The 17,791-nt window shown below is 52.8% G+C and carries 15 protein-coding genes; 11 read left to right on the top strand and 4 right to left on the bottom strand.

Annotated elements, in window-relative coordinates; genetic code table 11:
• The first annotated feature begins 20 nt into the window (after positions 1–20).
• The 3 genes from H144_RS0126725 to H144_RS0126710 all read left to right on the top strand — a co-directional run bounded on the left by H144_RS0126725 (position 21) and on the right by H144_RS0126710 (position 3,044).
• A complete protein-coding gene (locus H144_RS0126725; RefSeq protein ID WP_019945188.1) occupies positions 21–1,568 on the top strand; it encodes a SusD/RagB family nutrient-binding outer membrane lipoprotein in 1,548 nt (515 codons plus the stop codon).
• Positions 1,569–1,721: 153 nt separating this feature from the next.
• The gene (locus H144_RS34980; protein WP_019945187.1) at positions 1,722–1,844 is read left to right on the top strand and encodes a hypothetical protein; all 123 of its coding nucleotides are present in this window, start codon (positions 1,722–1,724) and stop codon (positions 1,842–1,844) included.
• Between the two features lie 180 nt (positions 1,845–2,024).
• Positions 2,025–3,044 (top strand): alpha/beta fold hydrolase, encoded by a 1,020-nt coding sequence (locus H144_RS0126710; RefSeq protein WP_019945185.1) that lies wholly within the window; start codon positions 2,025–2,027, stop codon positions 3,042–3,044.
• Between the two features lie 17 nt (positions 3,045–3,061).
• Here the strand turns inward: H144_RS0126710 and H144_RS0126705 are convergent, their stop codons facing one another.
• Both H144_RS0126705 and H144_RS0126700 read right to left on the bottom strand, forming a co-directional pair.
• Positions 3,062–4,654 (bottom strand): glycoside hydrolase family 28 protein, encoded by a 1,593-nt coding sequence (locus tag H144_RS0126705; protein ID WP_019945184.1) that lies wholly within the window; start codon positions 4,652–4,654, stop codon positions 3,062–3,064.
• Positions 4,655–4,776: 122 nt separating this feature from the next.
• The gene (locus H144_RS0126700) at positions 4,777–5,991 is read right to left on the bottom strand and encodes an acyltransferase family protein (RefSeq protein ID WP_019945183.1); all 1,215 of its coding nucleotides are present in this window, start codon (positions 5,989–5,991) and stop codon (positions 4,777–4,779) included.
• A 368-nt stretch (positions 5,992–6,359) separates the two neighbouring features.
• Between H144_RS0126700 and H144_RS0126695 the strand changes: the two genes are divergently transcribed.
• The 5 genes from H144_RS0126695 to H144_RS0126675 all read left to right on the top strand — a co-directional run bounded on the left by H144_RS0126695 (position 6,360) and on the right by H144_RS0126675 (position 13,328).
• Positions 6,360–9,434 (top strand): ligand-binding sensor domain-containing protein, encoded by a 3,075-nt coding sequence (locus tag H144_RS0126695; RefSeq protein WP_229208006.1) that lies wholly within the window; start codon positions 6,360–6,362, stop codon positions 9,432–9,434.
• Complete coding sequence (locus H144_RS0126690) at positions 9,431–10,060, top strand: response regulator (protein ID WP_019945181.1); 630 nt, start codon at positions 9,431–9,433, stop codon at positions 10,058–10,060. The genes H144_RS0126695 and H144_RS0126690 overlap by 4 nt, the downstream gene beginning before the upstream one ends.
• Before the next feature lie 271 nt (positions 10,061–10,331).
• Positions 10,332–11,363, top strand: coding sequence for a TonB family protein (locus tag H144_RS32505; RefSeq protein ID WP_157505187.1), 1,032 nt, complete (start codon positions 10,332–10,334; stop codon positions 11,361–11,363).
• 93 nt (positions 11,364–11,456) lie between these two features.
• Positions 11,457–12,206, top strand: a complete 750-nt coding sequence (locus H144_RS33495; protein WP_051100194.1) for an OmpA family protein — start codon at positions 11,457–11,459, stop codon at positions 12,204–12,206.
• A 132-nt stretch (positions 12,207–12,338) separates the two neighbouring features.
• Positions 12,339–13,328, top strand: coding sequence for a beta-ketoacyl-ACP synthase III (locus H144_RS0126675; protein ID WP_019945179.1), 990 nt, complete (start codon positions 12,339–12,341; stop codon positions 13,326–13,328).
• 77 nt (positions 13,329–13,405) lie between these two features.
• Here the strand turns inward: H144_RS0126675 and H144_RS33490 are convergent, their stop codons facing one another.
• A complete protein-coding gene (locus H144_RS33490) occupies positions 13,406–13,807 on the bottom strand; it encodes a LytR/AlgR family response regulator transcription factor (protein ID WP_229208005.1) in 402 nt (133 codons plus the stop codon).
• Positions 13,808–14,174: 367 nt separating this feature from the next.
• Between H144_RS33490 and H144_RS0126665 the strand changes: the two genes are divergently transcribed.
• From H144_RS0126665 to H144_RS0126655, 3 genes are read left to right on the top strand one after another with little or no spacing between them, the layout of a single operon-like run.
• On the top strand, positions 14,175–15,245 hold the full coding sequence (locus H144_RS0126665; RefSeq protein ID WP_019945177.1) for a sensor histidine kinase: 1,071 nt from the start codon (positions 14,175–14,177) through the stop codon (positions 15,243–15,245).
• Positions 15,242–16,321 carry a sensor histidine kinase gene (locus H144_RS0126660; protein WP_019945176.1) on the top strand — a complete coding sequence of 360 codons (1,080 nt, stop codon included), beginning with the start codon at positions 15,242–15,244 and terminating at the stop codon, positions 16,319–16,321. Before H144_RS0126665 ends, H144_RS0126660 begins: the two co-directional genes overlap by 4 nt.
• Positions 16,318–17,109: a LytR/AlgR family response regulator transcription factor gene (locus tag H144_RS0126655; protein WP_019945175.1), complete on the top strand. Its 792-nt coding sequence runs from the start codon at positions 16,318–16,320 to the stop codon at positions 17,107–17,109. The genes H144_RS0126660 and H144_RS0126655 overlap by 4 nt, the downstream gene beginning before the upstream one ends.
• 5 nt (positions 17,110–17,114) lie before the next feature.
• On the opposite strand, the gene H144_RS0126650 is transcribed toward H144_RS0126655, so the two are convergent.
• On the bottom strand, positions 17,115–17,717 hold the full coding sequence (locus H144_RS0126650) for an RNA polymerase sigma factor (RefSeq protein ID WP_019945174.1): 603 nt from the start codon (positions 17,715–17,717) through the stop codon (positions 17,115–17,117).
• Positions 17,718–17,791: the final 74 nt, after the last annotated feature.

Genomic DNA, 17,791 nt, shown 5'->3' with positions numbered 1-17,791 from the left:
AGACATTAATATCGAAGATCATGCAAAAGTCCATATATAACAAAAGCATTCTCACCCTTGGCCTCGGCGCGCTGCTTGCCTCGTGCTCCGACAGCCATTTCGAGGACATCAATAAAGACCCGAACCGTCCCGAAAACGCGACGACGACCACCATTCTGCTCAACGCGGAAAAGCAGGTGATCGACAACATCCGCCACGAAAACAGCTCCTTGCGCGGTACGCAGCTTTTCGCCCAGTTTTATAGCCAGAATATTTACAGCGACCAGTCACGCTACGACATTCCGCGCTCGTATTCGGACGTGTATTGGAGCAATGCTTACAAGGCGCTGAATAACCTGAACGAGATCATCAAGCTCAATAGCGACCCTGCTACCAAAAACGTGGCCGCCGCAGGAACAGCAGGTACCAACGCGAACCAGATCGCCATTGCCCGCATTCTGAAAGCCTATACATTTCAGGGCCTGACCGACCTCTTCGGCAATGTACCTTACCAATCATACGGCAACAACGACCCCGAATTTCAGGCGTTACAGCAGGAGCCGGAAAACCTCAGCCCGGCCTACGCGAGCCAGCAGAAGATTTATCTCGACATCTTGAACGAGCTGAAAGCCGCCGGCGACACGCTGATCAAGTACAAAGGCGCGACGACCTTCGGCAACTACGATGTGATTTACAAAGGTAAAAATGAGTTGTGGGCGAAATTGGCCAACTCCCTCCGCCTGCGCGTGGCGACACGTATCCGCAAGCAGCAGCCGGCAGAATCGAAAACGCATTTCGATGATGCATTGGCCAAAGGCGTATTCACTTCCAATGCGGACAATGCGGTGTTCAAATACCAGTCGCTCGCACCGAACGAAGCACCGCTTTACCGCGCGACGGTAACGGCCAACCGCAAGGACTTCGCCGTGTCGCACGTGATCATTAATGTGCTGAAAGGACAGCTGGGGACCGTAAAAGTACAAGACCCGCGCCTGCCGATTTACGCGATCAAAAATGCGGCCGGTAATTATGTAGGCCAACCCTACGGGCTGCCGGTAGCGGCTGCCGGCCTGCTCACCGCCACGGATGTGAGCCTTCCGGGCGCAGTGGTGAATGCGGCCAATTTCGGGGAAGTGTTGCAGGAATATGCGGAAGTGGCCTTCCTGATTTCAGAATACAAAAACTGGGACCAGCAGGAGTATATCAATGGCGTGACGGCTTCGCTCCAAAAATGGGGCGTAGCGCAGGCTGACATTACCACTTACCTGGCCGCATTACCCAAAGCCGACCAGGCGAATGTACTGAACCAGAAATACCTGGCGCTCTACACCCAGGGCGACGAAGCCTGGGCCGAAATCCGCCGCACGGGCTACCCTACTTTCCTTGTAAAACCGGGCGATATCGTATGGAGCCGCACGGTGGATGGCAAGACGACCGACTACAAATTCCAGCCGCTGTTCGGTACCGGTGTGCCGGAGCGCCTGTACTATCCGCCGAAAGAGCAGAGCGTGAACCTGGCCAACTACCAGAATGCCGTAAAAGCCCAGGGCAACGACGACATTACGACGCCAATCTGGTGGAATAAATAGTACTGAATTTAGGAGTAATTACACAAAATTGAACGGCAGCTCATTCATACCGGGCGGCCGTTCATTTTATTAGGTCGTTTTCGTTCTCGTTCTTTATATTTGTGGCATAACTTTTATCTAATTTGTAGAAGTACTACTAAGCCCATCATTCCTATGAAGAACTTTACGAACGATCACATTCTGAAGGTAGCTATTTTCCTGCCCGTGCTGGTTCCTATCTACGTCGCATATGTCTGTTTCAAGGCGTTGAAGGCACTGCTGGAATTTCAGGATTAAATCATCCGGCCAAATGCCGAACTCCCGCCTGAGATTCCGTGGCGGAAATGTCCATTTCGGCCCCCATATTTGTCCATTCCGGCGCGATTCCGGTTTCTGCCGGCGGCGGCGCGGCTAATTTTGAATCATCGAACGGGAAAGTCCCGGCAGCATTCAAACATTCGCTTACTCCAACGCACCATGAATTCCAGAACCTTCAACCGCCGCCATTTTCTGGGCCTGGCCGCCCTTGCATTCGCAGCCACCCAAATCAACCCTTCGAAAACGTTCGCAAATGTCCGCCGCAGCGAACCTTATAATTTTGAAAATATCAAACAAATTGAAGCCGGTGTGCTCAGCATAGGTTACGCCGAAGTCGGCCCGGCCAGCGGGCAGCCGGTGATATTGCTGCACGGCTGGCCCTACGACATCCACAGCTATACCGAAACCGCCGCACTACTGGCCGACGCGGGTTATCGGGTGATCGTCCCGCATCTACGCGGCCACGGCAGTACCCGATTTTTGTCGGACAACACCTTCCGCAATGGGCAGCAGGCAGCCGTGGCGGCAGACATTATCGCACTGATGGACGCGCTGAAAATTCAGAAAGCCGTGCTCGGCGGGTTCGACTGGGGCGCGCGGACGGCCAACATTATCGCCGCCCTCTGGCCCGGGCGTGTAAAAGCGATGGTGTCCGTGAATGGCTACCTCATTAACAACCTGGAAAGAAACCAGCAGCCGCTCGCACCGGCAGCCGAATGGGGCTGGTGGTACCAATACTACTTCGCTACGGATCGCGGACAGAAAGGCTATACGGCCAACTGGTACGAGTTCAACAAGCTGATCTGGAAAAATATCTCTCCGAAATGGGCGTTCGACCAGGCTACCTACGACCGTTCGGCCGCGTCGTTCAAAAACCCTGACTATGCCGCCATCGTGATCCACAACTACCGCTGGCGCCTGAGCCTGGAACCGGGCGAAAAGCAATACGACGAAATTGAAAGTAAACTGGCCGCCGGGCCCGTCATCTCCGTCCCTACCGTTACCCTCGACGGCGATTCCGACGGCGTGGTACCAGCAGGCGATGGCTCCGCATTTGCCAAAAAATTCAGCGGCAGGCACGTGCACCATGTCGTGAAAGGCGCCGGCCATAACCTGCCGCAGGAAGCACCGCGTGCATTTGCGGATGCGATCATCGAAGCCGATGGCTTTGCGAAGTAAACGGTGAACAATTTCTCTTATGGCCGCCTTTGCTCAATCAAGCCTTCCGGCCTGGCCGGGACGCAATCTACAAACCGGATGTTTTTGGAATTTCCCCCCTCAATATCCATCGCCAACTGCCTCCCCGGAACATTGAAATACACCTTTTGAAAAAGCACATTTCGGACATCCAATGCGCGTAGCAGCGTATCGGTGACCGTAATCGACGCCGCGCGGACTGTGATCCCGTCGGCGTCGCTTGCTTTGAATGCCGTTCTGGCATTGACGACGGCGTTTTCGATGAGCAAGTTCGCCGCAGGTGATTCCGGGATGCCGGTAATGTCGATGAACGTCCGGGCCTTGTCGATGACGATGTTCCTGACGGTAATATTGCGGTAAGCGGGCGTGAGCCGATCTACGGGCCTTGCGGGCAGGCGGTCGGCGAGCTCGCCTACATATTGCCTGCTCCCGAGCATATCGAACTTGACCGCGTCCCCGCGCAGGTTCATGCGCACGCGCTCGTACGTGAGGTGGTCCCCGCCGCCCGCCCGCGACCGCCGCGTTTTGAAGCGCAGCCCGGTATCGGTATCGTCGAACACGCAGTCGTGGACGTAGACGTTGCGGATCATCCCGGCCGTTTCGCTGCCGCAGGTAATGCCACCGTGGCCTTCGCGCGCGAGGCAGAAGCGGATCACAACATTCTCGGTGGGTTTGTTCACCCGCATGCCGTCCTCCCCCCGCCCGGCCTTGATCGTGAAGCAATCGTCGCCGCAGCTCAGCGTACAATATTCGATCAGCACGTTGCGGGAGGATTCGATGTCGATGCCGTCGCCGCGCGGAATGCCCACCGAATGCACGGTAATGCCGCGGATGACGACGTTGTCGCAATAAACCGGCACCACGTTCCAGAAAGGCGTATTTTGCAACGTAATGCCTTCGATATATACCTGTTTACAATTAATGGGCGAGATAAACATCGGCGGAAAAATAAAGCCCCCGTCTTTTCCCTCGTAAATCCTTTCGCTCACAGGTTTGTCGGCCGGTACTACTTTTTCGATCACGTTCACGTTCATATACCGCTGCCTCAACGGCCCGTCGGGCGGCCCCACGAGCTTGCCTTTGCCTGTGATGGCGATGTTCTCCTGCGCATTCGCATATACAAGCGCCCCCAGCGACATCAGTTCCACACCTTCGTTCCGGGTAAAAACGGCCGGCAGATAATCTTCGATTTCCGCACTGAAATGCAGCTCAGCGCCTTCGCTGACGTGCAGGTTCACATTACTTTTCAACATGATGCGCCCGGTTTTCCAGTTACCCGCCGGGATGACTATCGTTCCGCCTTTCCTATTGCTCGCCTCGTCGATGGCAGCCTGGATGACTTTCGTTACCAGCGTGCCCGGCCTGGCGCCCCTGTCGGCGATGGAGATGGTCAATGCGGGAAAAACCGGTTTCGCGAACACCGGCATGGGAAACGGCGCCTTTACGGGCGCGATGTCTGCAGGAAGCTTGCCTGCGCCTACATCCGCAGCTGTCGGAACGGGAATGGCGGCGCCGGAAACTGCCTGCGACCACGCGCGGGTATTGGTAATGCATATCAGTAACAGAAAAACAAAAACTTTGAAATGCTTCATATCGTCACAAACCATAGGAAAACCTTTAATCACCCGGAAGACGAGGGATGCCAGCAACTACTCTTAACAAGGTATATGATTTAATGGAATAGAAAGGAACATCCATGCTCATGGAAGCACCCCTATTCCGGCGCATTGGCCCCGACCGTCATTGCCGCATTCTTCGAACGGATGACGCGCTTGCCGATTTCAATAAACGGCTTTTCAATAAATCTGAAAATCAGGTACCCCAGCGCGAAGCATATCACCAGGGTTATCAATAAACCTGCAATGGCAACGGCAATTTTTGAACTTTCCAACGAAGGCAAATGCCGGATCACAAGCCGTATGCAGAACCCGATCAGCAGGGTGTGAATCAGGTACATCGAGTACGAAATATCGGCACCGAAAGCCGCCAACCGCCCCGATAGTAGCGAGCGGGCCATTGCCGTACAGTTGAAAAGATAGTCCGGCAGGATCGTACGCATTTCTTCCAAAAACAAAAACAGCAGGAAAATGATGATGACCACATTGGTGACAAGCCACTGAAACGGCAGGATCAGCACGAGGGCAACCGCCAGGAAAAGCGGGTGCATTTTCCGGCATTTCACACCTGCCGAAACCATCCCCAACAGGAAAAACGGCATGACGTAAATTAATATCGACGGCAAGGTGAAGCGGGGCACATTTCCGCGATTAGTAATCAAATCCAGTAGTTTGGGCGAAAACAAGGCAAGTACTCCGAAGATAACCAGGGTTATAACCAAATGCCTTTTCAATGTAGCATTACTTGCAAAAACAGCGAGGAAAAGAAACGGAAAGAGAAAGTAAAACTGCATTTCCAACGACAGGCTCCATGTCACGCCGAGAATGCTGTCGTAATAATGCGGGAATAGCCCGTGGATCATGAAAACATGTGTGAACAGGTCGGCCAGGCCCGGCTGCAAAACGGACCGCACCGTACCCCATTGGCTTACATTGCTCCCGGTAAAATAGATCAGGTTCAGTTCGTTGAGCTCCGCGCAGGGTACGAATGTGACAAATGCAATGATCACGGCCACCATGTAGACCGGGTACAGGCGAAATAACCGCCTGAGCCAGAAATTTCTAAATGTCAACCATTTATCATATGGCTCTCTTACGCCGCGGGCGAGGTAATTATGCGTCATCAGAAAGCCGGTAATGATCATGAAGCCGTATACCGCCACCACCGGCTTGTTCAGGCTTTCATTGAGAAATTTGGGGAGTTCAAAAAACTTCGAACCGCCGATGAGCGTGTAGTAATGGGCCAAAAAAACCCAAAAGGCCAGCAGAAACCTGAACCCGTCCAAAAACTGAATATGATCTCCGCGAATCATACAGAACAGGATTTGAGAGTGACGTAGTATAAGTGCTAAATAAATATATCTATTTACTTTGACATACCAATATCAAGGCACGCTGCACCAGGCAGTTACGGAAGTAAAGGCATTTTGGCGAAGGCGGCCGGATCCCGCGCCGTGCGTCGAGCATAAAGAAAACCGTTGAATAAGTGGAATTTGTAAAAATTTCGTTAATTTGTAGTATTACACCTACGCTATTCCTTCCTATTTGAATGAAAAATCTTCTACCGCTACCCGGCCTGTTCGTTCTCAGTAATTTTCTAACTTCTGAATCTGTCGCTCAGACGGTTCCTGCTGCCGCCCCGGCAAGTAAAAGCGTTGTTGGAGAGATCAATTCATAGGCTTTGGCTGACTACATAATGCATATCGTTTCGAAGGCCCTTCCGCTTTTGCTCTTTTTCACGACCATTTTCTGCGCCATCGGGCAGGAGGTTTCCGATTTTACCGAACTGCATTACACGAGCGACAATGGCCTGCCGCAAAACAGCGTGATGCTGATGCAAATGGATAAAAACGGTTTCGTGTGGATGACCACCCAGGGCGGCCTTGCGCGGTTCGACGGGACGCGTTTCACGACCTACAACCTCAGCAACGTGCCGCGACTGGCCAGTAACCGCATTATCGACCTCGGCCTTACCGATGACAGCACTGTCTATTTCAAGGATAACGGCTTCAAAGTCTTCTCATTTGACGAAAATAACCGCCCTTACATCCTCAATCCGCATATCCGCAACCGGTTTGTGGTCCTGCATTCGAAAGAAAAGCAATCGGACCTGGTCCGCAATCTTTTGCCCGCCGACCGCCGCCGCGTCGAGTCTCTTTTTGCGCATTACGCGACCGCGGTCTTGTACACGCAGGTCGGAACGGAAGGGGATGGTTTTTTGCGGGTCGGGGATAACGATTTGTTTTACCTCTATCAAAAAAAGATCGTTTTTCAGAAGGTGTTTGGATACTACCCATCAATCGCTTACGATAATTCGGGCGTTTTGAACGGTAGATTTTACCTGATTGACCGGCAGAGACAAATCTCCTGTGTCGATTCTTCCGGGCGGGAATATCCGGTATCGCTGAAAGTGGACGGACAGCGGGAGCTGGTGCCGGACGGGCATTCGCAGTTGTTTCAACAGGGAAAGCGCCTTTTTTTACATCATTTAAATACCTTTTACGAACTGGAACCTGCCCCAGGAAATGTGCTGAGAGGCAAAGCGGTGCTTAAAACGCGCGACATCGGTAAGGTTTACTGCTATCTGAACATTCCCGGGTCGGGTGTTCAGATGGTGGGGACTGCCACTGGCGGGCTGTATGTTTTTAAAAAGAAACAGTTTAAAACCGTTCAGATCCCCGGTACGAGCAACAATTTTTACACCCAGCATTTATACCAAAAAAACGCCCTGCTAACCGGCCTGGGCATCATTTCTCCATCAGGAACCGTGACGGGGAAACCTTTTCCGCTGATGGCGCAGGGCGGTATCCTCGTCGACAAACAAGGCTATGTGTGGATTAATCCGCAGGGAAAGAAAATCGAGAAACGGGCAGCCGATTTCAAACTGATCCGCCAGTTTCACGCCGATCGCGAGATCGGCCGATTTACCCACACGCCGGACGGCACCCTGTGGTTTAACCTCTCTGCCGGAAGTCTTGGAAAGATCACAGGCGATTCGATACAGTGGATCAGGCAGCCGAAAGAGGTCAAATCGTTTATTCCGATCAGCGATTCGGCATTCTGGATTTCGGACGGCAGAGGCCTTTACCGGCTGGATATTCGCACGTCGGCATTGCAGGAATTGCGCCAAATGCGTGGTAAAGAGGTGCGGGAGTTTTATTTCGACCGCCGGAAAACACTCTGGATCGGCACTTACGGGCAGGGTTTCTACGCTATCCGCAACGGCCGTGTGAAAGCGCTACCGCCCGATCGCAACGGGCACCTGCTCGCGGTACACACTTTTCTGGAAGACCGGAAGGGGTTTATGTGGATGAGCACCAACCACGGCCTGTTCAAATGCAAAGTCACGGACCTGTACGACTACCTCGATGGCAAGTCGGCTGACATTTACTACTACTACTATGACAAGAGCAACGGCTTCGCTAACAACGAGTTCAATGGCGGATGCCATCCTTCGTCGGTCGTTTTTCCGGACGGTAAATTTTCGTTCCCGTCGATGGACGGCCTCGTGCAGGTCTACCCCGATAGTGTGACCGACATTCTCCCATCTTCCAAAATCCTGATCGACAAGTTCGCCGTCGACGGCAAAGAAAAGCCGTTCACCACCGGTTTCCAGCTCGAACCGTCGTTCAACCGCATCGAAATATTGCTCGCTTCGCCCTATTTCGGGCTGCCGGAAAACCAGCTGCTGGAATACAATATCAAAGGCCTCGACAATGAATGGTACGAACTGAACAACAACCTGACCATTACCTTGAACCGCCTCGAATACGGGAGTTATACCTTGCAGGTCCGCAAGAAAAGCGGCTTCGGGCAACACATGAATGTGCTTACCAAGCGATTCACCGTGATGCCGTTCTGGTACCAGACGTGGTATTTTACGCTTTTCGTGCTGGTATTACTGATATTTTCATTCTACCTGGTAGTAAAACTGCGCTATCACTACCTTACTTTACGGAAAAAACAGCTGGAAGCACAGGTACGGGAACGCACGATGCAATTGGAATACAGTAATCGCTTGAAAGAGAAGATCACCCTCCTGCTCGCGCACGACCTCCAATCGCCATTGCATTTCCTGAACCTGCTGTCAGACCACGTGACGGCTTCGCTGGAAAAGGACCGGCTCGACGACGTCCGTACGGGCACGGCGGAGATCAAGAAGGCGGCCACGAGCATTCATGCATTTGTGAAGGAGATCAATCTTTGGACAAAATCCCAGCAGGAAGGTTTTTTCCTCAGCAAGCGCCCGTTCGCGTTCGGCGAGCTGGCCGGTGAGTTGAAAGACTTTTTCGGAGAAATGCTGTTGCTTAAAAACAATACGCTTGAAATCGTGAACCCCGGCCAATGGCATGTATACACGAACCGCGAAGTGTTGAAAGCCGTTGTGCGCAACCTGATCGACAATTCGAACAAATACACGACCGGCGGGCACATTGTGTTGGAACTGGAAGAAAACGGTGAAAACCAGCTCCGCCTTTCGGTAACTGACAATGGCCGCGGGATGTCGCCTGCGGATTTGAGTAAAATCAAACGGCGCATTGAAAACGTGCTTACCACGGCGGGTATCGAGCAAAGCGGCCGGCTGGGCTACCAGATTATCATTGATTTCGTAGCACGGCTCGATTGCCGGCTGGAAGTGGAAAGTGTCGTGGGAGAAGGAACAAAAGTGACAATATCGGGCCTGCTGCCCGGCCAACCTGACAAACCGGAAGCATTTATGGCGGATTCCGCGCCGCCGAATATTACAACGTTATGAAAAAATTCCTGATTGCCGACGACCATTCGCTCGTTCGGTACGGATTGAAAGTAGCATTATTCAAACAATTCGCTGACGCGCAGATCGACGAAAGCTGGGACGGACATTCGGCCCTCGCCCAATTGAAAACCGGCCCCTACGACCTGATGCTGCTCGACCTGAGCATGCCCGACACGGACGCGAGCACGCTCCTGCACACGATCCGCAACACTTATCCCGATACGAAGGTGCTGGTGGTATCCATGAACAACGAGGTCATTTTCGGCAAAAGGGCGCTACAAATGGGCGCGCACGGCTATATCGAGAAGGACGCCTCGCCGGACGACCTGATCAGGGCGGTGAATGTGGTATTGTCGGGTAAGAAATATATGAGCGCCGACCTCGCCCAGGTGATCGTGAACGATACGCTCAACCGTAAATCGATGAACCCGTTCGATGGGCTTACCCCCAGGGAATTCCAGGTGGCCATGTACATTATCCAGGACTACACGATCACGCAGATCAGCGAGTTGATGCAGCTGCAATACACCTCCGTGAGCACATTCCGTCGCCGCATTTTTGAAAAACTGAATATCTCCGACCGCAAGGCGCTCGTACAACTCGCTGACGCTTATAAACTTAGCTGAATGAGCAGAGCACCTACGGGAAAACGCCGCCTTTGCCGTCTGGTAACTTTAATGCGAACACTATCTCGAACCGCTGGCTTCGCCCAAATCCGGTTTTCCAAACATATCCCTCCACCAATGAATAAGCGGCCGGAAATGTTGGCTGATGTTGCAGATTGAGAAAATTTTCGGTCTGAATAGCGTCGCGTATCCTATATTTAAGATAAGAAGCGTTATGCAGAAAAGGTGTGGCCGAATGGATGGATTTGTCAAAACAAATAACTGAGGAATCATGCTGCGAAGAATACCCGAACCACTTCTCCAACAATACATTATCATCACGCTCCTGGCGGTCGCTTTCACTCCTGCGGGCGCTGCATCAACGCATTTAAATACTGACTCTTCCGATGTCCGGCCGGCCTTTTTGCAGATGCTCCGGATTATGGGCAAAGTCACCGACGAATCTTCGCGGCCGGTCAGCAATGCGGCGGTACTGATTGCCGGTTCGGAACGGGGTACGGTGAGCAACCTTTCTGGCGAATTCGAAATTGCCGATGCGCCGCTCAATGGCACGCTGGTCATTAAGCACCCCGATTTTGAGGCGAAACAGGTAACAATCCTCAAATCCGTCACCGAATATGTGATCAACCTGAAAGCACGCCCGCAGTTGGCCCGTTTGAAAAGCCAGTATAAGGTTTTGAAAAAAGACGCGGAATGGAGTCAGTCCGGCGAAAGCAGCTCCGCCATGAGGCCCGACCGCTGGCCGTATTTCCCCGGCGGCTACAAAGCACTGAACAAATTCCTTGCCAATAACCTGAAATACCCGCAGGAAGCGTTGGAAACCGGCGTCGAGGGTGCCGTGCAGGTATCGTTCCTGCTCGACGAAGACGGTAATGTGAGCAGCGGGCGCATTCTGAAAAGTCCCGGCGCGGAACTCGACGACGAAGCGCTCCGGCTCATCTCACTGATGCCCCGGTGGACGCCCGCCCAGAAAGAAGGCAAGCCCATTGCCGTATGGTACACGATCAGCATTCATTTCGACCCGGAAATCGATCAGCTGCCGCTGAAGATCAAGGAAGAGGTACCCAAATTGTTTGGCATCAAAATCAAGCTGGAACCATTGAAAGCACCTTTTTTGGTTCGGGATGCATTTAAAAAGCTTTTTCAGCAATCGGATCTTGCTACGCGGCAGTCTCCACTGCGGCAGCCTCCGCTGCGGCAGTCGCCAATGAAAGAATTTCAACCTTCGAATTTTCGTACGTCGGGTTACAGCTTTCTAAAACAGCCGGAGCCGCTCCAACTTAAATTCAAACCAACCCCGTAAGAGTACAAATATTTATAAAAATTTTGTAACTTACCTCCGGACACTTAGTTCCCTGCTTGTAGAATGCCCTTGTTCAACTTAACCGGAGTTTGAATGAAAACTTTTACAATCATCCTGCTGGTAGCCATCGGAGCAGGCTTTACGGCGCACGGCCAGCAACAGGCCGGGACGCCCCGGAATCAGGAAAAAATCATCCCTCAGCGCTCCCGCGTAGCTGTACGCGTGCTCGACAAACACACCTTACGCCCCGTCGAGGCCACCATTATGGTCGTCGGGCAACGCCCGGAAGACCTCGTTATACCGCTTTACGAGGACGGCGCCTACCAGTTCAAAATGTCAGCCAAAGACATGGGCGTTATCTCGATCCACGCAGTGGGTTATGAAACGCTCTCGGAAGTGATAGCGGCAGGTACGCTGCGCCCAACGAAGGTTTTTTATTTAACACCGGTAAAAAACCGCGATTCCAGTACGGCAGAGGTTGCGAAAGTCTCGGAACTGGATCTGAAAGAAGAAGTCGAGACCATCCTGCTCTTCACCCAAAGCGAGCCCGACTTGCTGCCCGAGAGTAATTACGAGCTGGAAATCCTGGCCGATTACCTCGTAAGGAACAAAGCACCGCGGATCGAGCTTTACGGGCATACCGACGATGTGGGCGATCCCCGCAAGAACCTGCTCCTCTCCTACGACCGCGTGGACGAGGTTAAAAAGTACCTGGTTTCCAGACGCATCGAGCTGGGCCGCATTCGGGGAAAAGCCTTTGGAAGTGAGCTGCCGGCCGCTCCGAATGATTGTGAGGCGAACCGCCGACTCAACCGGCGTGTCGAAATACGGATTCTTCCCTAGATTTTTCTTTTCATATTAACTTCCCAAAAAATCCACTGAAAGGTGGCGAAATGAGCACTTTTGTAGTGCATATTTGTTGTTTATGGCAAAAGACTGCCCTGACAGCGAAATTTACCAGCATTAAAATCGAATATGAAACAAGTAAAAGCCTCCATTTCAGGCATCGAAGGATATGTACCCGACTACATTCTGACAAACGCCGAATTGGAGACACTCGTTGATACCAACGACGAATGGATTGTGAGCAGGACCGGCATCCGGGAGCGCCGCATCCTGAAAGAGCCCGGGCTCGGGAGCTCACACCTGGGCGCGAGGGCGGTCAAAGGCCTCCTCGAAAAAACCAATACCGATCCTTCCGAAATAGATCTCCTCATCTGCGCCACCATCACCCCCGATTTCGTTTTCCCCAGCACCGCCAACCTTATCTGCGACCAGCTCGGTATTCGCAACATCGGCAGTTTCGATGTGAATGCGGCTTGTTCCGGCTTCATTTACGCGCTCGAACTCGGGGCGCAGTTTATTGAAACGGGTAAATATAAAAAGGTGGTGATTGTAGGGGCAGACAAAATGTCGGCCGTGATGGATTATACCGACCGCCGCACATGCATTCTCTTCGGCGACGGCGCCGGTGCCGTGCTCCTCGAACCGAATGAGGATGGTTACGGCGTGATCGACACACTCATCCGGGCCGACGGCGTGGGTTACAACAACCTCGTTCAGCGCGGGGGCGGCAGCCGCTTCCCGGCGAGCCACGAGACCGTGGATGCCCGTATGCATTTCCTTCACCAGGATGGCCAGCAGGTGTTCAAATCGGCCGTGCGTAACATGGCCGATGTGTCCGCCGAAATGATGGAAAGAAATCACCTCAGCCACGAAGATGTGGCCTGGCTCGTGCCGCATCAGGCCAACCGCCGCATTATCGAAGCTACGGCCAGCCGCATGGGCGTGGGAATGGACAAGGTGATGATGAACATCGAACGTTACGGCAATACCACCGCCGCGACGATCCCGCTTTGTTTGTGGGATTATGAAAAAGACCTGAAAAAAGGAGATAACCTTATATTTTCCGCATTCGGTGCCGGCTTCACGTGGGCGTCGGCGTACGTGAAGTGGGCTTACTGAGGACTTACAAAAAAGCCGGTCGGTGCAGGTGAGCATATTGCAAACCCGCCCCGACCGGCTTTGTCATTGCATATTCGCTATGCCGATAGTGCCATTCTGCCCAGGATTTCGTGGGTTTCACGAATGCGGCGGCGGGCGATCGGGATCGTTTTGCCGCAGCTCAGGTGAATATAGTCGGGCCAGCGCGAAGCGATGTGGCGCGCGTTGATGCTGTACGATTTATGGATGCGCAGGAAGTCGCTGCTCAGCTCGTCCTGAACCTCTTTCAAACACTTCGAAACCAGGTGCTTCTCATGCCGGGTGTACACGAATGTGTAGTTTCCGACGCCTTCCAGACAGGTAATGTCGCTGGATTTCACGGTGATCGCTTTCCCAAACTTGTAGACAGTAATGGCCGGTACGCTTTTGCTTTCGCCGGCAATTCCCGACGGCACGATGGACAGGTTTTTCATGGGTGAAAGGACGGATTGATTTTTCATGGATTGATCTACGTTTTTTACTTGCATGGCTAAATGATAATTGACTTTCGTGGCTAACAGGTGCTCATTCTTCCGGGCTGGCTTTCAACCGGCTTCCGTTCGTCTGGCGGTGATACAAATTTGGCATATCAACGAGCCCTGCGAAACAGTAACCCGGGTGAATTGTAACTTTCACCTCATGAATACGCTAAAACGGGGGGTAAACTGAAATAGCCGTTCGTACAATCATCACGGCAATTTGCTGGTTTAAACAAGATTTGCCCGCATTTTGCGATGATTTGGCATGCAAATACGACGGTTAAACAAGCCGCAATTTCCGAATGGACCGTAACCGCTCTATTTTTGCGCGAAATGAATCAGCCCGGAAATGGCCCTCGACAATTACATTGCTAAAATCACCCGTAAGCAGCTGGATGCCAGCACCTCGGCGTTCCTGCTCTTCGGGGCGGCCGTACTAGCGGGCGTGGGACTCTGGCAGGAAAGCTATTTTGCCGGAAGCCGGGTGTTTTTCACGGGAACCACCATTAACCTCGCCGCTATCTGGGCCGCCTACCGGATCGATTCGGCGCTTTCGCCGCGGGTGACCGAATTGCTGCCGGATACGGGGCAATCCATTCACCGGGTGGCGGGCTGGTTCGGCTTGTATGGCATAGTGAATGTCGCGGCGTTGTGGGTGGCATTGCCGCTTTACCACCAGGCGGGGCTTACCGGGCCGGGCTTCGACCTTTTGTGGGCGCTGCGCGTGAGCTTTTTTATTCTCAGCGGCTCGCTTATCGGCGCGGGGCTTACCGAGCTGACCTACGCTTTCAAACAATGGCGTACCAACCAGGACGAGGTGGAGCAAATGCAGGAAAAACAGCTGCAAACCGAGCTCGACGCCGTAAAACAGCAGGTTAACCCGCATTTTTTGTTCAATTGCCTCAATTCGCTCTCGGTACTGATCGCCGACGCACCGGCTACGGCGGAGAAATTCGTGGACGAAATGTCGAAAGTATACCGCTATCAGCTCCATGTCAACGGCCCCGACAAGGAGGACATGCTGGTGACGCTGGATTCGGAGCTGCGTTTTATCAAATCCTACATTTACCTGCTTGAAACACGGTTTGAAAAAGGTATCGAAATTCGGGTGAATGTCGATGAAGTATTTACGCACGGGCAAATGGTACCGCTCACGTTCCAGATCCTGATCGACCACGCCATTCATTACAATATGGTATCGCCTTCGCGCCCGCTGCATATTACCATCGCCAACACGGAAACCGGCCAGCTGGAATTCAGCCATAACCGGCAGCCGAAAATGCTGAGTATGCCGCTCGACACGCCCGGCATTCACGCCTTAACTGCCAAATACAAGCTGCTGTTTAACCGCGCCGGGGCCGTGCAGCTGAAAGAAGACGACCAGCGTTTCGCCATCACGCTCCCATTGATTTACACATGACGCCTCACCTCACCTACAACGACATCGGGCGGCAGATATGGCTGAGCCTTTTCGGCAGATGGATTTTCACCTTGCTCGTACCCTGGTTTGTGCCCACGATCAGCTACCTGCTCATTGGCCAGCCTTACCTCGAAAACTGGTACAATTTCCTCGGCGGCACGCTCATGATCTTTATGATGACGATCCTGGCGTTCGTCCCGCACGACTGGGCGGCCCGGTACATTGCCCGCAAACATCCCTCGCTCGATTCGTCGCTGAAACGCAGCGCGCTCACCGCCGCGGCATTCTGGTTGCTTACATTCGTTTTTGTGACCACCTATATGCTGTTTATCATGCGCTTCCGCCCATTCGAGGCCGAGCTCGACGGCCGGATGATGATCCAGGTGTACCTTTTCGAGTTCATGGCCGTGCTGCTGCTCACGGGGCTGTATGAAATCAATTATTCCTTGGATAAATGGAAAACCTTGCAGGTCAACAAGGAAGCGATCAAGCGTGCCGGGATGCAGGGGCAGCTCCAAAGCCTGAAAAGCCAGGTGAACCCGCATTTTTTGTTCAACAGCCTCAATACATTGTCCGCATTGATCGCCGAGGAGCCCAGGCGGGCGGAGCAATTCGTGGATGAAATGGCAAAAGTATACCGGTACCTGCTCCAAACCAACCAAAACGAGCTCACGACGCTGGCGACGGAAATCCGCTTTATCCGCTCCTATTATCATCTTTTGCGGACACGCTACGATACCGGGTTCGATTTGCTGATCGACGTCAGCGAAGCCGATCTCGACAAGAAAATTCCGCCGCTGACCTTGCAGCTGCTGCTCGAAAATGCCGTCAAACACAACAGTATCCTGGAAACCAACCCGTTACGCGTTACGATACGCTCACTGGGCGACGATATGCTCGAAATCAGCAACAACCGGCTCACCAAATCGACGCCCGTCAAATCCACACGGCTGGGATTGCCCAACATCATGGCCAAATACGGGCTGCTGTCGGAACGTATGCCGGCGATCGACCAGGGCGAAAATCATTTCAGGGTAACCCTCCCGCTCATCACGCCAAAAACCGTAAATGCATGAATATCTTAATTGTTGAAGACGAAAAACTGGCCGTGCGCAAGCTGACCAAACTACTGGAAGAAACCGCGCCCGAATTCGAGGTGCGCGGCATTACGCCGAGCATTGCAGCCACCGTGGATTGGATCACCGGAAACCGTGCCGACGGCAAGCCGGAGCCGGACATTATATTTATGGATATCGAGCTTGCCGACGGGCAGAGTTTCGAGATATTCAACCGCGTCACGATCAAAAGCACGGTTATTTTCACGACTTCCTACGACGAATACGCATTGCAGGCATTTAAAGTGAACAGCATCGATTACCTGCTCAAACCAGTGCAGCAGGAAGACCTTCAACGCAGCATCCGCAAGTATTACGACCTTACATCGGCACGCGAGACTGCTCCTTCGGCTCAGATTGATTTGGAAGCCATTCTGAAAAGCCTGCACGTGCAGACGCCCGCCCGCGAGTACCGCAAGCGCTTTCTCGTGAAGCTGGGGGCCCGGCTATTGTCGGTGGAAACACCTGAAATCGCCTATTTCTTCATCGACGGCGGCCTGACGTTTTTCAAAAATCACCAGGGACAGAAATTTGTCGTGGACTATAAAATGGACGACCTGGAAGAATTCCTCGATCCCGACCGGTTTTTCCGGGTTAACCGCGCGCTCATTGTCACGCACCAGTCGGTAGCGCAAATGCAGCCTTACTACAATCACCGGCTGGCGCTCACATTACTTCCTGCGCTGGACAAGGAAACGATCGTCAGCCGCGAGCGGGCCAACGATTTCAAGGTCTGGATGGGTAAATAGCGAAGTTACTGGAAAGAAAACATGGCATATTGCTCTGCCAGATCTGGGTAATGCAATGCGATAAGCTCCTGCAATTGAGCACGTGCCCGCGCGTACTGCGAGCGAACGGTCGCTTCGTTAATGTCGAGCATCGTGGCGATTTCCTTGTGGCAGTACCCGTCTACGGCGTACATGAGGAACACCGTCTTGTAAATCGGTTTGAGCTCGTGGATGAGCTGCATGATTTCGCCTGCGGTAATCTCCGAAACCGCGTCGTCGGCGATGCCGGGCTCGGGGATTTCGTCGAAAGCCGTGCGGGCGGCGTAATGCTTTTTATTCCTTCTGAAATAGCTGATGGCATTGTTCACCATCACCGTCCGCAGCCACGCCTTGAACGGCTGCTCGGGGTCATACCTTTCCAGGTTGTTGAAGACCTTTAAAAACCCTTCATTGAGTACTTCCTCGGCCTCTTCGGGCGAATAAGTGTAGCGCAGGCATATGCTCTTGGCGTAACCAAAGTATTTTTTAAACAAAATATGTTGCGCCTGACTGTTCCCGGCAATGCAAGCCGCAATCACCGAGCGGAAATCGTTCGGATCAAAAATGATTTTATTCAGGAATTTGAGCATAGCACTTCTACTTTTTCAATGGTTTGTCAAGCGGGTTTACTATTCGCATGGGACTTCCAGTCTGGGACGCATAG

It is taken from the genome of Dyadobacter beijingensis DSM 21582, from assembly GCF_000382205.1.
Classification (GTDB): domain Bacteria; phylum Bacteroidota; class Bacteroidia; order Cytophagales; family Spirosomataceae; genus Dyadobacter; species Dyadobacter beijingensis.
Note: the sequence above shows the minus strand (reverse complement) of the source record. Positions and strands in the feature narration are given on the sequence as shown.